The sequence below is a fragment of the Leucobacter chromiiresistens genome (assembly GCF_900102345.1).
Taxonomy (GTDB): domain Bacteria; phylum Actinomycetota; class Actinomycetes; order Actinomycetales; family Microbacteriaceae; genus Leucobacter; species Leucobacter chromiiresistens.
Map to the genome: position 1 here is coordinate 2568656 of NZ_FNKB01000001.1, position 15998 is coordinate 2584653.

Below are 15998 nucleotides of genomic sequence, written 5' to 3' on the forward strand. Positions count from 1 at the left end.
GCAAACGGGCCCGGGATCTTGCGATCCCGAGCCCGTTCAGCTCACTGCGATGCTCAGGAGCGCGGCAGCAGGGTGTACTTCGACGAGAGGAACTCGTGGATCCCCTCGAAGCCGCCCTCGCGGCCGATGCCCGACTGCTTCACGCCGCCGAAGGGCGCCGCGGCGTTCGAGACGAGGCCGGTGTTCAGGCCCATCATGCCGGTCTCGAGCTTCTCGATCATGCGGTGGCCGCGACCAATGTTCTCGGTGAACACGTAGCTCACGAGGCCGTACTCGGTGTTGTTGGCGATCTCGACCGCCTCCTCCTCGGTCGAGAAGCGGATGATGCCGAGCACGGGCCCGAAGATCTCCTCGCGCATGATCGCAGCCTGCGGGCTGATGTGATCGATGACGGTGGGCTGGAAGAAGTGCCCCGGCCCGTCGACGGCTTCGCCGCCCGTCACGATCTTCGCTCCGGTCTCGACGGCATCGGCGACGAGACGCGCCGTGTTCGTCACGGCCTTCTCCTCGACGAGCGCTCCGATGTCGTTGCCCTCGTCGGCGCCGCGGCCGATCGTCATGGCGGCGACCTTCTCGCCGACGCGACGCGCGAACTCGTCGGCGACCGACTCGTGCACGATGATGCGGTTCGCAGCGGTGCAGGCCTGGCCGATGTTGCGGAACTTCGCGAGCATCGCGCCTTCGACGGCCTTATCGAGATCCGCGTCCTCGAACACGATGAACGGGGCGTTGCCGCCGAGCTCCATCGAGGTGCGGAGCACGTTCTGCGCTGCGGCCTGCAGCAGCTTGACGCCGACGGGCGTCGAACCGGTGAAGGAGAGCTTGCGCAGGCGCGGATCGGAGAGGAGCGCGCTCGACTGCGCGCTCGACTTCGAGGTGGCGACGACGTTGACCACGCCGGCGGGGAGGCCGGCCTCTTCGAGCAGCTGCGCGAAGAAGATCGTGGTCAGCGGGGTGAGCGCCGCCGGCTTGATGACGACCGTGCAGCCCGCGGCGAGCGCGGGTGCGATCTTGCGGGTGGCCATCGCGAGCGGGAAGTTCCAGGGCGTGATGAAGTAGCACGGCCCGACCGGCATCTGCGAGACGATCATGGTGCCGGTGCCCTCGGGGTTCTGGCGGTAGTCGCCGGGAACCCGCACGGCCTCCTCCGAGAACCAGCGGAGGAACTCGCCGCCGTAGACGACCTCTCCACGGGCCTCGGCGATGGGCTTGCCCATCTCCATGCTCATGAGGAGCGCGAACTCCTCCTTGCGCTCCATCAGCAGGTCGAAGGCGCGGCGCAGGATGTTCGAGCGCTCGCGGCTCGAAGTCGCCGCCCACTGCTCCTGAGCGTCGACGGCGGCGTCGAGTGCGCGCACGGCGTCCTCGACGGTCGCGTCGGCGATCGTCTTGATGACTTCACCGGTCGCGGGGTCGTGCACGTCGAGGGTGGCGCCGGAGGTCGACGGCTCCCAGGTGCCGCCGATGCCGAGGCCGGAGGCGACGCGGTCGAGCAGCTCCTGCTCGTTGGGCTTCAATGCCATGTTTCGTGTCCTTTCAGAGAACTCTGGATCGCGGGACGCGGGTCAGTTCGCTGCGAGCGCGTCTGCGACGACCTGCAGGCCCTCGCGCAGCAGCTCGTCCGAGATCGAGAGCGGCGGGAGGAAGCGGATGACGTTACCGTAGGTGCCGCAGGTGAGCACGACGACGGCCTGCTCGCCGGCTGCCTTGGCGATCGCCCCGGTGAGCGCGGCGGCGGGCTTCTGCGAACCCGACTCGACCAGCTCGATGGCCTTCATCGCACCGCGCCCGCGGATGTCGCCGATGCGGTCGTCGGTCTTCTGCAGCTCGCCGAAGAACTCGTCGATGATCGCGCCGATCTCGCGGGCGCGCTCGGTGAGGTTCTCGCGCTCGTAGGTGTCGATCGTCGCGAGCGCCGCGGCGCAGGCGATGGGGCTGCCCGCGTAGGTGCCGCCCAGGCCGCCCGCGTGAGCGGAGTCCATGATCTCGGCGCGGCCGGTGACGGCCGAAAGCGGCAGACCGCCCGCGATGCCCTTCGCGGTGGTGACCAGGTCGGGCACGACGCCCTCGTGGTTCGCGGCGAAGAGGTCGCCGGTGCGCGCGAAGCCGGTCTGCACCTCGTCGAGGATGAAGACGACGTTGTTCGCGGTCGCCCACTCCTGCAGCGCGGGGAGGAAGCCCTCGGCGGGGGCGATGAAGCCGCCCTCGCCCTGGATGGGCTCGATGATGATCGCTGCGAGGTTGCCCGCGCCGACCTGCTTCTCGATCTGGCTCAGCGCGACTGCCGCCGCGTCGGCGCCCGAGAGGCCGTCGCGGAACGGGTACGACGTGGGAACGCGGTAGACCTCGGGGGCGAAGGGGCCGAACCCGTCCTTGTAGGGGATGTTCTTGGCGGTCATGCCCATGGTGAGGTTGGTGCGGCCGTGGTAGGCGTGGTCGAAGACGACGACGGCGTTCTTCTTCGTGTAGTGACGAGCGATCTTGATCGCGTTCTCCACGGCCTCGGCGCCCGAGTTGAAGAGCGCCGAGCGCTTCTCGTGATCGCCCGGAGTGAGCTCGTTGAGCTTCTCGGCGACGGCGACGTAGCCCTCATAGGGGGTGACGGTGAAGCAGGTGTGCGTGAACTGCTGCACCTGGTTGGTCACGGCTTCGACGACTGCGGGGGCGGCGTTGCCGACGCCGGTGACGGCGATGCCCGAGCCCAGGTCGATGAGGGAGTTGCCGTCGACGTCGACCATGACGCCTCCGCCGGCAGCGACGATCGAGACGGGGAGCGCGACGCCCACGCCCGAGGCGACGGCGGCGTTCTTGCGTGCGAGCATCTCCTGCGACTTCGGGCCGGGGATGCTGGTGACGAGCTTGCGCTCCTGCGGGAGCGAGGGACCGCCGGTGACTGCTGTCATGACTGATTCTCCTTGTGAGTCTCGGGGAACCCGCGGTCGCGGGCTCCGTTGGGTGCTGCTTCAGCCTACGGCCTGGCGAGCAGATTGCCCTGTGCCAGAATGGAGTTTGCTCCCGCCCACTTTCACCATTCTGGCAGGAGTGGAAGCGGAGGATCGATGGACGCCTCGACCGGCCCGACGATCGAGCTCGGCGAGCTGCTCCACCAGTACCAGCTCGAGCTCGCGCTGATCGCCGGCGCGAGCCGCGCAGCGTCGCGGCGGCCCGTGCAGTGGGTGCACGTCAGCGAGCTCGAGGATCCGGCGCCGTTCCTCACCCCCCGCACCGTGCTCCTCACCACGGGAGCCCGGTTCGGCTCCCTGCACTCGGATGCCGATGCCGCCGATTACATCCAGCGGCTCATCGACGCCGGGGTGACGGCCCTCGGCGTCGCCGTCGGGCTGCACTGGGACCGGGTGCCCGCGCTCGTCGTCGCGGCCTGCGACCGGCTCGACTTCCCGCTCTTCCGGGTGCCCTACGACACGGCGTTCATCGAGATCGTGCAGACCGCCGCCCGGCTGCTCGAGGCCAAGACGCGGGATCGCGACATCTGGTCGCTGGAGTCGCAGCGCGCCGTGGCGAACGCATCTCTGCACCGCGACGGTCTCGGCGCCGCGGTGCGGGAGGCGGCGTCGCGCCTCGGCCACTGGGTCTGCATCACCGACCGCTTCGGCCGCATCGTCGAATTCGCGCCCGAGCACGCCCGACCCGACTTCCCGGTCGACTGGGTGCGGCGCGAGGCGCGGCGGCTCATCGAGCGCGGCGCGAGCGCCGGGCGCATCGAGACGGAGACCGGCACGGGAATGCACCTGCAGGCGCTCGGCCGCCGCGAGCACGTGCTCGGCGTGCTCGCGGTCGAAGAGCGCGGGGTGCCCGATACGGCTGAGCGCGCACTGCACGGGCTGGTCGGTGCACTCGCCACGGTGCAGCTGGAGCACCGCAGTGGCATCCGGTCGGCTCAGGCGGTGCTGCGCGACGCGATCCTGGAGCTGCTGCTCGCGGGGCAGCTCCCACTCGCCGAGCGCCTCTCCGCGGGGGTGCTCGCCCGGTTTCCGCAGGGGCAGGTTGTGCTGGTGCGCTACCCGGGGCCGGATCACCTCGACCCGACCTTCGCCGAAGATCTGCAGTCGCTCGACGCGGGCAGCCCGGGCCTCTTCACCGCCACCGCGAGCGCGACTCCGACCATCGTCGCCGAGTCGCGCCACCTGCCGGCGATCCGGCGCCTCTTCGCCGCTCACGGGCTCGCCGCCGGGATCTCCGACCGCGTGCCGCTCGCCGATCTGCAGGAGGCCGCGATGCAGGCGGATCTCGCACTGCACCGGGCGATCTCGACCGCGGTGCACGCCCCTGTCGAGTACTCGCCCGCGACCCACGAGGGGGTCATCCACCTGCTCGACGGCCAGCCCGAGGCCAGGCGGCGTGCCGAACTGCTGCTGGCTCCCGTGCGGCACCACGATGAGCGTCACGGCGACCGCATCGAGGAGGCCCTGACCGCGTGGCTCGCCCACCACGGCCAGACCAGTGCCGCTGCGACCGAGCTCGCCCTGCACCGCCACACGCTGAAGTCGCGCGTGCAGACGGCCGCGCACCTGCTGGAGGTCGACCTCGATTCCCCCGACGTGCGAGCCGACCTCTGGGCCGCGCTGCGACTCGCCGCGCCGCGTGCGCACGCCTGAGCTTCACTCAATGTGACTGATCGTCGACATTTCTGCTAGCGTGGGCATCAGCTGGGGGCCGGTTGAGCCGCTGGAGGCACGTTGGCCCGCTTCATACATCAGGAGACAGTGCTGTAGATGACCGTGTACTACCTGACAAAAATCGAAAAATATGCGAGCCGCTCAGAGCTCAATGAGATCGTCATACCTGCGCTTGAGCAGCTGACGAGATTGTTGTCTTTGCTGGACAGCGGCGATCATCGCGCATTGGCATTGTGGCGCGGACCAGACGGAGTAGATTTCTGGGACGTCGACATGACGATATATCCGATGACGTTTCTGCAGGCCGGCGGTACCCGGGACGGCATGGCCATCGAATGGAAGACGAACCGCGACGGCGAGTTTCGGCAATACGCCGTTGGGCATCCCGGCAGTAACCCAGGCAAAGATGCGACGCAGCCCGATCACGAGATCCGCCTGGGCGAGAATCGCATCTTCGCGTACGAGCACGAGGTCTTCTCGTACGAGGAGGCGGCGGACATCTTCCATCACTACTTTCTGCACGACAGTCCGCCGGCGACGTACGAGCTGCGCGACCTGCAACTCGGCTTCGGACCGGACGGCAAGGTGCGCGGATCGTGATCACGCTCGACGAGGCGGGGGCGCAGGAGAAAACCGCCGAAATCTCCGCGCGACTATCAGCCATGGACGCAACTTTGCAGCAGCTCGACGCCCGAGTCGACGTTCTTCACCAAGCGTGGTCGGGAGAGGCGCAGGCCGCCCATGCCCATGCCCATGCACAGTGGCGAGAGCACATGGACGCAATGCGGCACGTCGCTCTTCAGGTGGTGAACGGGGCGAACGCAGCCACCGAGACACTCTGCAACACCGAATCAGCCGTGTACCAGCTCTGGACGTGATTCGCGGAAGAGGATCGCTTCCCTTGACCGCCCGCCACGCCTCGCTTCCGACAGAAGGACCTTGCCGTGACGCCCCCGCACTACATGACTTCCATCGGCCCTGATCTGCAACGATCAGAGTTCACCGACTGGTTCATGTCCCATCATGACCAGTTGGAACGCTGCCTCTGGCTGCTCGATGGCGTGGACGAGTGAGGCTTCGTGTTATGGCCCGGCCCGGAGGGCGTCGATTTCTGGGACGTCGACACGACGCGGTATCCGCTCACGTTTCTCCAGGCCGGCGGCACCCGAGACGCGATGGCCATCGAATGGAAGACGAACCGCGACGGCGCGTATCGCCAGTACGCGCTGGGGCGTCCCCGTGACGGATCGCAGGCGAGCGCGCCGAATCGGGAGATCCGCCTCGGCGAGAACCGCATCTCCGTGCACGAGCACGAGGTCTTCACGTATGCGGAAGCCGCAGACGCCTTCCTCCACTACTTCGAGCACGACCGCCCGCCCGAGACCTTCCTGCTGCGCGACCTGCAGCTCGGCTTCGGCCCCGACGGAAAGGTGCCGAAGGCGCAGCCCTGACCGCGAGGAGCCGGAGCGCGAGGGCGGCGGAGGCGGCGAGCGCTACACGACACCCGGCACCTGCACCGTGTACGGATCCCACCCGCGAACCGTGAGCGGCGCACCGTCGAGCGCCACGAGCGCTCCGGGCGCGCCGCCCGTCCCGGGCGCCGCTTCCCCGGCCAGCACCGCACCGATCGGACGGAACCCGTCGGGCAGCGCAGCGCCGGCCGGGAACGTCGCGAGCAGACCGTGATCCTCGCCGCCGAAGAGCATGGCGTCGATCGGCATCTCGACCGCGGGCTGCCCCTGCGAGCCGGGCTCCGCGGGTTCGAGCCCACCGCCGCGCACGCCGGATCCCCGGCGCCCGAAGCCCGACACCAGCAGTTCGGCGGAGAAATCGACGCGCACGCCGCTCGCCCGCGCCAACCGCTCGGCATCGATGGAGAGCGAATCGGAGACGTCCATCATCGCGGTCGCCCCCGCCTCGGCGGCCTCGACCCCCAGCGGAATGGGCGGAGTGGGAGCGAGCTGAGCGGCGATGGCGTCGGGGTGGCTCGCGCGCAGTCGCGGCACCTCGTCCGCGCTCGCGTTCCCCTCCGCATCGACAGCCTCGCTGAAGAGCAGCGACAGCCCGAGCCCGGCAAGCCCCAGGTCACCCGCGTACGCCACGACGTCGCCCGCGCGCGCGCCGGAGCGCACCACGGGTGGGCGACCCTCCAGGTCGCCCAGCGCCGTCACCGCGGCGACCACCACCGGTGCGCGACCGAGGTCGCCGCCGACGACCCCGCAGCCCGGGGCCAGCGCTCGGCACGCGGCGTCGAGCCCCTCAGCGATGCGTTCGAGCAGCACCACGGGCGTGTCACGGGGCACCGCCAGCGCCACGGTCAGCGCGGTCGGGCGCGCACCCATCGCGGCGACGTCGGAGAGGTTCGTGGCCGCGAGCTTCCACCCCAGCTCGAACCCGTCGTGCCACGGGAGCCTGAAGTCGGGGCCCTCGATCATCGTGTCCGTCGTCACCACCACGTCGCCCGCGCGACCGAGCACCGCGCAGTCGTCACCCGGCCCGAGCAGAGCGGCGCGCGCGCCCGAGAGCTGCGCGAGCACACGGGCGAGCACCCCCGGCTCCCCCAGCTCGCCGACGGTGACTCCGGGCATCTCTCGTGCGTTCACATCCCCACGCTACCGCCGCAACCGCCCGCCGGCCCGCAGCATGCGACCAGCCGCCGACGAGTAGGCTGGAGCGGTGAAGTCTCGCGCCCTGAAGATCGCCGCACTGTCCGCAGCACTCGCGAGCACGGCGACCCTTCTCACCGCCTGCGCGCCGATCGTGCCGATGGAGGCTGCGGAGAACGCCAACGACCCCGCGTGCGCGAACGTGATCGTTCGGCTGCCCGAGGTCGTCGCGGGCGAGGAGCGACGCTATACGAACGCGCAGGCGACGGGCGCCTGGGGGGATGGCGCCGTGCAGCTCGTGTGCGGCGTGGAGCCGACCGGCCCCACGACCGACACCTGCGTCAATGTCAACGGCGTCGACTGGGTGATCGACGAATCGGCTGCGCCCATCTACCGGTTCGAGCCCTACGGCCGCTCCCCCGGTCTCGCCGTCTACGTCGACTCCGACCAGGTCAGCGGCACCGAGACCGCGGTCGACCTCGGCGCGGTCGTGCAGCAGCTGCCGCAGGAGCGCCAGTGCACCACCCTGTCAGACACGTTCGACGTGCCCGGCGCACAGCAGTAGCCCCGCGCAGCAGGAGCCCCGCGCAGCAGAAGCCCCTCCCTCAGTAGGCGGGGCGCCGCTCCACGGCGAGCTCGACGAGCTCGGTGATGAGGTCCGTGTAGCTCATGCCCGACGCCTCCCAGAGGCGCGGGTACATCGAGATCGGCGTGAACCCCGGCAGGGTGTTGATCTCGTTCAGCACCGGGCCGTCGTCGGTCAGGAAGAAGTCGACGCGGGCCAGCCCCGCGCACTGCGCGATCTCGAAGGCCAGCACGGCGTCCCGCTGCAGCGCGGCGAACTCGTCGGCGGTCACCTCGGCCGGCAGATCGAGGCGCACCCCCGACCCGTCCAGGTACTTCGATGCGAAGTCGTAGAACCCGCCTCCCGAGATCACGATCTCCCCGATGACGCTGCTCGTGCGCGGGCGCGCGTCGCCCCGCCCTTCGAGCACCGCTATCTCCACCTCTCTGCCGATGACGCCCGACTCGACGAGCACCGTGCGATCCTCGGCGAAGGCGATGTCGAGCGCCTCGGGCAGTTCCGCCGCGGCCGTCACCTTGGTGACGCCGACGCTCGACCCCGCCCGGGCCGGCTTCACGAAGAGCGGGTACTGCAGCCCCGCGTCGAGGCGCGACGCGAGCGAGGGATCGGCATCCAGCTGCGACCGCGTCACGGTGTTCCACGGCGCCACCGCGATCCCGGCGTCGGCGAGCACGGTCTTCACCGCGTGCTTGTCCATGCACAGCGCCGAGCCGAGCACGCCGCTGCCGACGTACGGCAGGTCGATGAGGTCGAGCATGCCCTGCACGGTGCCGTCTTCGCCGTAGGGGCCGTGCAGCATCGGCAGCACCGCGTCGGCGCGTCCGAGACCGCGCAGCACGCCGCCCTCCTCGATCACGCTGAGCTCGCGCGTCGCGGTCGAGGCGGGCCACAGCACGCGCGTGCCGTTGTCGGCGACCTCGGGAAGCGCGTCGGCGTCGAGTCGGTACTCGGCGAGATCTGCCTCGCGCATGAGCACGGTGGCGCCCTGCTTCGTGATACCCACGGGGATCACGTCGAACTTCGCGCGATCGATGGCTCGGAGCACGCCCGCCGCGGTGACGCAGCTGATGCCGTGCTCGCTCGAGCGCCCGCCGAACAGCAGCACGACCGTGCGCTTCGCGGGGGCGTCCTGGCGGGCTGAGGTCGCGGTCACGCGCGGGTTCCCTTCATCCGGTCGAACAGTCGCTTCAGTCGACCGATCGGGGGCGCGCCCAGGCTGAGCTCCGCCTGCGGCACTTCGTCTTCGGTGGCGAGATGCGGGCCGAGGTGCTTGGGCTGCATCTTGCCCGTGAGCACCATCTGCACCTGCTCCACGATCGGCATGCCCACCCCGCGCTCGCGCGCGAGCTCGAGCACGGGGGGCACCGAGGTGATGCCCTCGGCGACCTGCTGCATCTGCTCGCGGGTCTCCTCCTGCGTGTACCCCTGCCCGATGAGCCGGCCCGCGGTGTTGTTGCGCGAGAGCGGCGACTGGCAGGTGGCGATGAGGTCGCCGAGGCCGGCGAGACCCGAGAGCGTCGCCGGATCGGCGCCCGAGGCGACCGAGAACTCTGTCATCTCGGCGAGCCCGCGCGTGATGATCGCGGCCTTCGTGTTCTCGCCGTAGCCGACGCCGTCGACGATGCCGATGGCGAGGGCGATGAGGTTCTTCAGCACTCCGCCGAGCTCGGTGCCGATCACGTCGGTGTTGACGTACGTCCTGAAGTACGGCGCATTCGCCGCCATCGCGACTTCCTGCGCCACGCCGAGGTCGGCGCACGACGCGACGGCGCCGGTCGGCTGCTCCTTCGCGATCTCGAGGGCGATGTTCGGGCCCGAGACCACTGCGATGCGGTCGGGCTCGAGGTCGAGGGTGTCGGCGATCACCTCCGACATGCGCATGGTGGTGGTCTTCTCGACCCCCTTCACCAGGCTCACGAGCACCGACCGGCGGTCGAGGAACGGCTCGAGGTCGATGAGGTTCTGCCGCAGCGTCTGGCTGGGCACGGCGAGAAAGACCAGCCGCGCGCCCCGGAGCGCCGTCGCGAGGTCGTCGGTCGCCGAGAGCGTCTTCGGCAGGTTGACGCCGGGCAGGTACTGACTGTTGCGCCGCGCCACCTGGATCTCGTGCGCGACCTCGGGCCGCCGCGCCCAGATGGTGACATCGCACCCCGCGTCGGCGAGCACCCTGGCGAACGTCGTGCCCCAGCTTCCGGCGCCGATGACGGCGACGGTGCGCCCGCGGTTGCGTTCGGCGTGCGGCGCTGCGGCCGCCCCGGCTCGGATGCTCAAAAGCGCCCCGTCTCGCTCTGCTGATGCTTGCTCGGATCCCAGCGTTCAGCCGGAGCCGCCTCCCCGCGAAGCTCCGACAGGAGCGCGGTGATGGCGTCCATGAGCTCGCGGGTCGCCTCGTTGATGACGCGCTGATCGACGGGCTTGCCGTCGAAGCGGCTCAGGTCGATCGGTTCGCCGATGGCGACCTCGATGGTCTTCCGCGGAAACGGGTGCAGCCGCTTCGCGTAGCGCGGCATGAGCCGGTGGGTGCCCCAGTGCGCGACCGGGATCAGCGGGATTCCCGCTTCGAGGGCGAGGCGCACGGCCCCGCTCTTGCCCCGCATCGGCCAGAGATCGGGATCGCGGGTCAGCGTGCCCTCGGGGTACACGATCACGCCGTCCTGCCGTTCGATGATCTGTGCGGCGGCGCTCATCGGATTGCCGTCGCGGTGCGCCGAGCGCGCGACGCCGTCGCGCTGCACGGGCACCTGGCCGGACGCCCGCATGAGCCCGCCGAGCACCGGAACCTTGAAGAGGCTCGCCTTCGCCATGAATCGGGGCAGGCGGCCGAGGTGCCAGACGGCGGCCCCCACCGCGATCGGATCGACCTCGCTGTAGTGGTTCGGGGCGAGGATGAACGGCCCGCGCTCGGGAAGCTTGGACTGCGGGGTGAAGCGGTAGCGCACCATGAGCGACCAGATCGGCAGAATCAGCGCGGCCAGCACCCAGAACACCGACGGCCGACGCTTCTCCGGCGACAATCGGCTGCGGAACTTCACGGTGTCAGTCATACGTCCATTATCTCGAATGCGGCGGCTGCCCGACGGCATACGCCGCGGGCAGCCGCCCCATTCGCAGGTGAGTCGCCGGTTCAGCTCTCGTAGACGAAATCGGCGCCGAGCAGCCGCAGCTTCTCGATGAAGTTCTCGTAGCCGCGCGAGATGATGCCGAGGTTCGTGACCTTCGACTGCCCCTCCGCGGTCAGCGCCGCGATGAGGTGGCTGAAGCCGCCGCGCAGGTCGGGCACCTCGATGTCGGCGCCGTGCAGCGGCGTCGGCCCCGTGATGACGGCCGCCTGCTCGAACTCGCGGCGCTTCACGCGGCGGGTCTCGTCGTGCAGGCCATCCTTGTAGACCACGATGTCGGCCCCCATCTTCACCAGGGCGTCGGTGAACCCGAAGCGGTTCTCGTAGACCGTCTCGTGGATGGTCGACTGCCCCTCGGCCTGGGTGAGCGCCACGACGAGCGGCTGCTGCCAGTCCGTCATGAAGCCCGGGTGCACATCGGTCTCGATGGTGACGGGCTTCAGCGGGCCGCCCGGGTGCCAGAAGCGGATGCCGTCGTCGTGCACGTCGAAGTCGCCGCCGACCTTGCGGAAGACGTTGAGGAAGGTCATCATCTCCTCCTGCTCCACGCCGCCGACGAACACGTCGCCCTTCGTGGCGAGCGCCGCCGCCGCCCAGCTGGCGGCCTCGTTGCGGTCGAAGATCGCGCGGTGGTCGTAGCCGCGCAGCTCGGGCACGCCCTCGATGAAGATGACGCGGTTGGGCTCCATCGAGATGATCGCGCCCATCTTCTGCAGGATGCAGATGAGGTCGACGATCTCCGGCTCGATGGCGGCGTTCCGCAACTCGGTCTGCCCCTCGGCGAGCACGGCCGTGAGCAGCACCTGCTCCGTGGCGCCCACCGACGGGTACGGCAGCTCGATGTTCGCCCCGTGGAGGCCGTTCGGCGCCGTCAGGCTGATGCCGCTCGGCAGCTTCTCGATGACCGCCCCGAAGTTGCGCAGCGCGTCGAGGTGGAAGTCGATCGGGCGATCGCCGATCCGGCACCCGCCGAGGTCGGGGATGAAGGCTTCGCCGAGGCGGTGCAGCAGCGGGCCGCAGAAGAGGATCGGGATGCGCGAGGAGCCGGCGTGCGCGTCGATGTCGGCCTGATGCGCGACCTCGACGTTCGACGGATCGAGACGCCACTCCCCGGCCTGCTCGCCCCGGGTGATGAGCACGCCGTGCAGGGCCAGCAGCCCGGCGACGACGCGAACGTCGGAAATGTTCGGCACGTTGCGCAGCACGCTCGGCGTCTTGCCGAGCAGCGCCGCCACCATGGCCTTGGTCGCGAGGTTCTTCGCGCCGCGCACCTCGATGCGACCGCGCAGCGGACGGCCGCCGTTGATGATGATCTCGTCGGAGGTCAGCCCGACTCGGGCGCCCGCCTTCTGCGCGTCGAGCTTGCGGCCCGCCGCCTCGGAATCCTCGACCGAAGCGCCGGTCTCCTCCGGCACCTGCTCGTTCGACTCCAACTCGGCCTCGGTCACGGTGTGCTTGGTCATTCGGCCTCCACGGGGGTCGTTGTCGGCATCCAGCTCGGGCGATTCGCCTCGAATCTGGTGATGGCGTCCGCCTCGCGGAGCGTCAAAGAGATATCGTCGTGCCCCTCCATGAGGCGCCAACGCGTGTAGTCGTCGACCTCGAAGGGGATCACGAGGTCGCCGGCGGTGATGGTGCGATCCTCCAGGCTGACGGTGAGCGCCATGCCCGGGTTCGCGTCGATCGCGGCCCAGATCCGCTTCACGTCGTCCTCGGTCACCTGGGCGGCGAGCAACCCCTGCTTGCCCGAGTTGCCGCGGAAGATGTCGGCGAAGCGCGGCGAGATGACGACGCGGAACCCGTAGTCCCGGAGCGCCCACACCGCGTGCTCGCGCGACGATCCCGTTCCGAAATCGGCGCCGGCGACGAGAATCTCGGCGCCCTGGAACGCGGGCTGATTCAGCACGAAGCTCTCATCCTGCCGCCAGTGCGAGAACAGCGCGTCGTCGAAGCCGGTCTTGGTGACGCGCTTCAGGAAGACGGCCGGGATGATCTGGTCGGTGTCGACGTTGGTCCGCTGCAGCGGAGCGGCGACGCCCGTGAAAGTCGTGAACTTCTGCATGGCTCAGGCTCCCGCCTTCTCGCTGACGGGCATGATCGGAATGCGTCGCCGCACGGGGAGCTCGGCGCCCTCCGGCGCATCATGCGTGATGCCCCGCTCCAGGTCGGCCTGCAAATCCCACGGGCTCGACAGCGTTCCGCGGATCGCGGTCGCAGCGGCGACGAGCGGCGAGACGAGGTGCGTACGGCCGCCCTTGCCCTGGCGGCCCTCGAAGTTGCGGTTCGAGGTCGACGCGCAGCGCTCCCCCGGGGCCAGCTGGTCCGGGTTCATGCCGAGGCACATCGAGCAGCCCGCGAACCGCCACTCGCCGCCGAAGGCCTCGACGATGCGGTCGATCCCCTCGGCCTCCGCCTCCGCGCGCACGCGCGCCGAGCCCGGCACCACCATGAGGCGCACCCCCTCAGCCTTCTGCTTGCCCTTGATGAGCTCGGCGAAGGTGCGCAGATCGTCGAGACGGCTGTTCGTGCACGACCCCATGAAGACGGCGTCGACCGGGATCTCCTTCATCGGAGTGCCGGCGGCGAGGTCCATGTACTCGAGCGCGCGCTCGGCCGCGGCGCGCTCGTCGGCGTCGGCGATGGCGGCCGGGTCGGGCACGGTCTCGCTGAGCAGCACGCCCTGGCCGGGGTTCGTGCCCCACGTGACGAAGGGCTCCAACGCATTCGCGTCGATGAACACCTCCTTGTCGAAGACCGCGCCCTCGTCGGTGGGCAGCGTCTTCCAGTACTCCACTGCCGCGTCCCAGTCGGCGCCCCGGGGAGCGTGCGGGCGGCCCTTCACGTACTCGAACGTCGTCTCGTCGGGGGCGACCATGCCGGCTCGCGCACCGGCCTCGATGGACATGTTGCACATCGTCATGCGACCGTCCATCGACAGGCTGCGGATCGCGGATCCGCGGTACTCGAGCACGTAGCCCTGACCCCCGCCCGTGCCGATCTTCGCGATGACCGCCAGAATGATGTCCTTGGCCGTGACGCCCGGGCGGAGCTCGCCCTCGACGTTGATCGCCATCGTCTTGAACGGCTTCAGCGGCAGCGTCTGGGTCGCCATCACGTGCTCGACCTCGCTCGTGCCGATGCCGAAGGCGAGCGCGCCGAAGGCGCCGTGGGTGGAGGTGTGGCTGTCGCCGCACACCACCGTGATGCCCGGCATCGAGAGGCCGAGCTGCGGGCCGACCACGTGCACGATGCCCTGCTCGCGGTCGCCCAGCGGGTGGGCGCGCACGCCGAACTCGGCGACGTTCTGCCGCAGCGTCTCGATCTGCAGCCGGCTCGTCGGGTCCTCGATCTGGCGCGTGATGTTGACCGTCGGCGTGTTGTGATCCTCGGTCGCGATCATCAGATCGACGCGTCGCAGCGGGCGGCCGGCGACGCGCAGCCCGTCGAACGCCTGCGGGCTCGTGACCTCGTGGATGAGGTGGAGGTCGATGTAGATGAGATCCGGCTGCCCGTTCTCGCCCTTGACGACCACGTGGTCATCCCAGAGTTTCTCCGCCAGGGTGCGGGGCCGTGCGGCCGCCTCCGACGCAAACTGCTCGCTCATGTGTGCTTCTCTTCCCGGTTCCGTGCACTCAGCACTGTGCTGTTCAACACCGCGCGGCGCGAAAGTATTTCGCGAGCATCGACGCGGCGGATCGACCATGCGAGAACTCCGCGACGGGCGGCCGATGGACTAGACCCCGTCGCGGCTGTGAAGAAGCAGAGCCCGCGAACGCATGGCGCGAGTCTACCATCGCGTCGTGCAGAGTGCCCGCACGGGCGCCCGGGCGAGGCGTGGCACCGACCGGCGGAGCGCCTCGAGACGCTAGTGCCGGTTGGCGCGCTGGTGATCCTGCCCCTGCTGATCGGACCCCTCCGCGGCGCCCAGATGGAGGTGCTCGCCGCGGGCCCGGGCCTCGCGGTTCGCCTTGACGAGGCTCGCGACCGTCGCGATCAGCATCGAGACGACGATGAAGCCCAGCGACACCCACGTGTTGATCTCGGGCACGGGAACGTGCTCGCCGCCGTTGATGAAGGGGAGCTCGTTCTCGTGCAGCGCGTGCAGGATGAGCTTCACGCCGATGAACGCGAGGATCGCGGCGATGCCGTACTTCAGGTACTCCAGGCGCTCGAGCAGACCGCCGAGCAGGAAGTACAGCTGCCGCAGGCCCATGAGCGCGAACACGTTGGCCGTGAACACGATGAAGGCGCTCTGCGTGATGCCGAAGATGGCGGGGATCGAGTCGAGCGCGAAGAGCAGATCGGTGACGCCGAGCGAGATGAGCACGAGCAGGAACGGCGTGAACATGCGCTTGCCGTCGACCGTCGTGCGGAGCCTGCCCCCGTCGTAGTGGTCGCTGAACGGCAGCACCTTCTTGATCTGACGGATGATCCAGTTCTCGCCGTGCTCGTCGTCGCCGCCCGGCTTCACCTGCTGCCAGGCCGTCCAGATCAGCCAGGCGCCGAACACGAAGAAGATCGCGATGAAGCGCTCGATGATCGCGGCGCCGACCAGGATGAACGCGCCTCGGAACACGAGGGCGAGCACGATGCCGATCATCAGCGCCCGCTGCTGGTACGCGCTCGGCACCTTGAAGCTGGCCAGGATCAGCACGAACACGAACAGGTTGTCGATCGAGAGGCTGTACTCCGTCAGCCAGCCCGCCAGGAACTCGGTGCCGTGCTGCACGTCGCCGAGCAGGAAGATGGCCCCGGCGAAGACGAGCGCCAGCAGCACGTAGAAGCCGACCCAGAGACTCGCCTCGCGCATGGAGGGCACGTGCGGGCGTCGGATGATCAGCGCGAGATCGATGACGAGGATCACGACGAGCGCGATCATCGATCCGATCTCGAACCAGAGCGGGAGCACTGAAGTCAACGGCACGACCTTCCTTTTCGCTCCCGCCATACTAGTCGCCGCGTGCACCGCTCACGCGCCGTTCATTCTCCGCCCGCGGCGCTGCGCTAGCATGTGGTGCACTTCACCAGCACGAGAGGGCCCACCACGTGA

Annotated in this window: 16 protein-coding genes; 6 read left to right on the forward strand and 10 right to left on the reverse strand. The window is 69.4% G+C overall.

Translation table 11 applies throughout. The features are described 5' to 3' along the window. Positions 1–53 precede the first annotated feature (53 nt). Together BLT44_RS11740 and gabT are read right to left on the reverse strand one after the other, a co-directional pair. Positions 54–1523 (reverse strand): NAD-dependent succinate-semialdehyde dehydrogenase, encoded by a 1470-nt coding sequence (locus BLT44_RS11740; RefSeq protein ID WP_010156874.1) that lies wholly within the window; start codon positions 1521–1523, stop codon positions 54–56. Positions 1524–1565: 42 nt separating this feature from the next. After that, positions 1566–2903 (reverse strand): 4-aminobutyrate--2-oxoglutarate transaminase, encoded by a 1338-nt coding sequence (gene gabT / locus BLT44_RS11745; RefSeq protein WP_010156873.1) that lies wholly within the window; start codon positions 2901–2903, stop codon positions 1566–1568. A gap of 156 nt (positions 2904–3059) precedes the next feature. Here gabT and BLT44_RS11750 point away from each other — a divergent pair, with 156 nt between their 5' ends. From BLT44_RS11750 to BLT44_RS11765, 5 genes are all read left to right on the forward strand, one after another. Then, positions 3060–4616 carry a PucR family transcriptional regulator gene (locus tag BLT44_RS11750; protein ID WP_010156872.1) on the forward strand — a complete coding sequence of 519 codons (1557 nt, stop codon included), beginning with the start codon at positions 3060–3062 and terminating at the stop codon, positions 4614–4616. A 117-nt stretch (positions 4617–4733) separates the two neighbouring features. Next, positions 4734–5237 (forward strand): hypothetical protein, encoded by a 504-nt coding sequence (locus tag BLT44_RS15955; RefSeq protein WP_231291548.1) that lies wholly within the window; start codon positions 4734–4736, stop codon positions 5235–5237. Next, positions 5234–5515: a WXG100 family type VII secretion target gene (locus BLT44_RS11760; protein WP_010156870.1), complete on the forward strand. Its 282-nt coding sequence runs from the start codon at positions 5234–5236 to the stop codon at positions 5513–5515. The genes BLT44_RS15955 and BLT44_RS11760 overlap by 4 nt, the downstream gene beginning before the upstream one ends. Before the next feature lie 66 nt (positions 5516–5581). Then, the gene (locus BLT44_RS16080; RefSeq protein WP_269208766.1) at positions 5582–5710 is read left to right on the forward strand and encodes a hypothetical protein; all 129 of its coding nucleotides are present in this window, start codon (positions 5582–5584) and stop codon (positions 5708–5710) included. A 6-nt stretch (positions 5711–5716) separates the two neighbouring features. Further along, the gene (locus BLT44_RS11765) at positions 5717–6088 is read left to right on the forward strand and encodes a hypothetical protein (protein ID WP_010156869.1); all 372 of its coding nucleotides are present in this window, start codon (positions 5717–5719) and stop codon (positions 6086–6088) included. 42 nt (positions 6089–6130) lie between these two features. Here the strand turns inward: BLT44_RS11765 and thiL are convergent, their stop codons facing one another. After that, a complete protein-coding gene (thiL, locus tag BLT44_RS11770) occupies positions 6131–7225 on the reverse strand; it encodes a thiamine-phosphate kinase (protein ID WP_010156868.1) in 1095 nt (364 codons plus the stop codon). Between the two features lie 88 nt (positions 7226–7313). Between thiL and BLT44_RS11775 the strand changes: the two genes are divergently transcribed. Further along, entirely contained in the window at positions 7314–7808 is a 495-nt protein-coding gene (locus BLT44_RS11775; RefSeq protein ID WP_010156867.1) for a DUF3515 family protein, read from the forward strand. A 40-nt stretch (positions 7809–7848) separates the two neighbouring features. Here BLT44_RS11775 and BLT44_RS11780 read toward each other — a convergent pair whose 3' ends face one another. The 7 genes from BLT44_RS11780 to BLT44_RS11810 all read right to left on the reverse strand — a co-directional run bounded on the left by BLT44_RS11780 (position 7849) and on the right by BLT44_RS11810 (position 15866). Further along, positions 7849–8982 (reverse strand): D-alanine--D-alanine ligase family protein, encoded by a 1134-nt coding sequence (locus BLT44_RS11780; RefSeq protein ID WP_010156866.1) that lies wholly within the window; start codon positions 8980–8982, stop codon positions 7849–7851. After that, entirely contained in the window at positions 8979–10100 is a 1122-nt protein-coding gene (locus BLT44_RS11785) for an NAD(P)H-dependent glycerol-3-phosphate dehydrogenase (protein WP_010156865.1), read from the reverse strand. The genes BLT44_RS11780 and BLT44_RS11785 overlap by 4 nt, the downstream gene beginning before the upstream one ends. Beyond that, on the reverse strand, positions 10097–10873 hold the full coding sequence (locus BLT44_RS11790) for a lysophospholipid acyltransferase family protein (protein WP_010156864.1): 777 nt from the start codon (positions 10871–10873) through the stop codon (positions 10097–10099). The genes BLT44_RS11785 and BLT44_RS11790 overlap by 4 nt, the downstream gene beginning before the upstream one ends. A gap of 80 nt (positions 10874–10953) precedes the next feature. Beyond that, a complete protein-coding gene (gene murA, locus BLT44_RS11795; protein WP_010156863.1) occupies positions 10954–12411 on the reverse strand; it encodes a UDP-N-acetylglucosamine 1-carboxyvinyltransferase in 1458 nt (485 codons plus the stop codon). Further along, entirely contained in the window at positions 12408–13010 is a 603-nt protein-coding gene (leuD, locus tag BLT44_RS11800) for a 3-isopropylmalate dehydratase small subunit (protein WP_010156862.1), read from the reverse strand. Before leuD ends, murA begins: the two co-directional genes overlap by 4 nt. Before the next feature lie 3 nt (positions 13011–13013). Then, entirely contained in the window at positions 13014–14552 is a 1539-nt protein-coding gene (gene leuC / locus BLT44_RS11805; protein WP_010156861.1) for a 3-isopropylmalate dehydratase large subunit, read from the reverse strand. Between the two features lie 261 nt (positions 14553–14813). Beyond that, entirely contained in the window at positions 14814–15866 is a 1053-nt protein-coding gene (locus tag BLT44_RS11810; protein ID WP_074690233.1) for a TerC family protein, read from the reverse strand. Positions 15867–15998 lie beyond the last annotated feature (132 nt).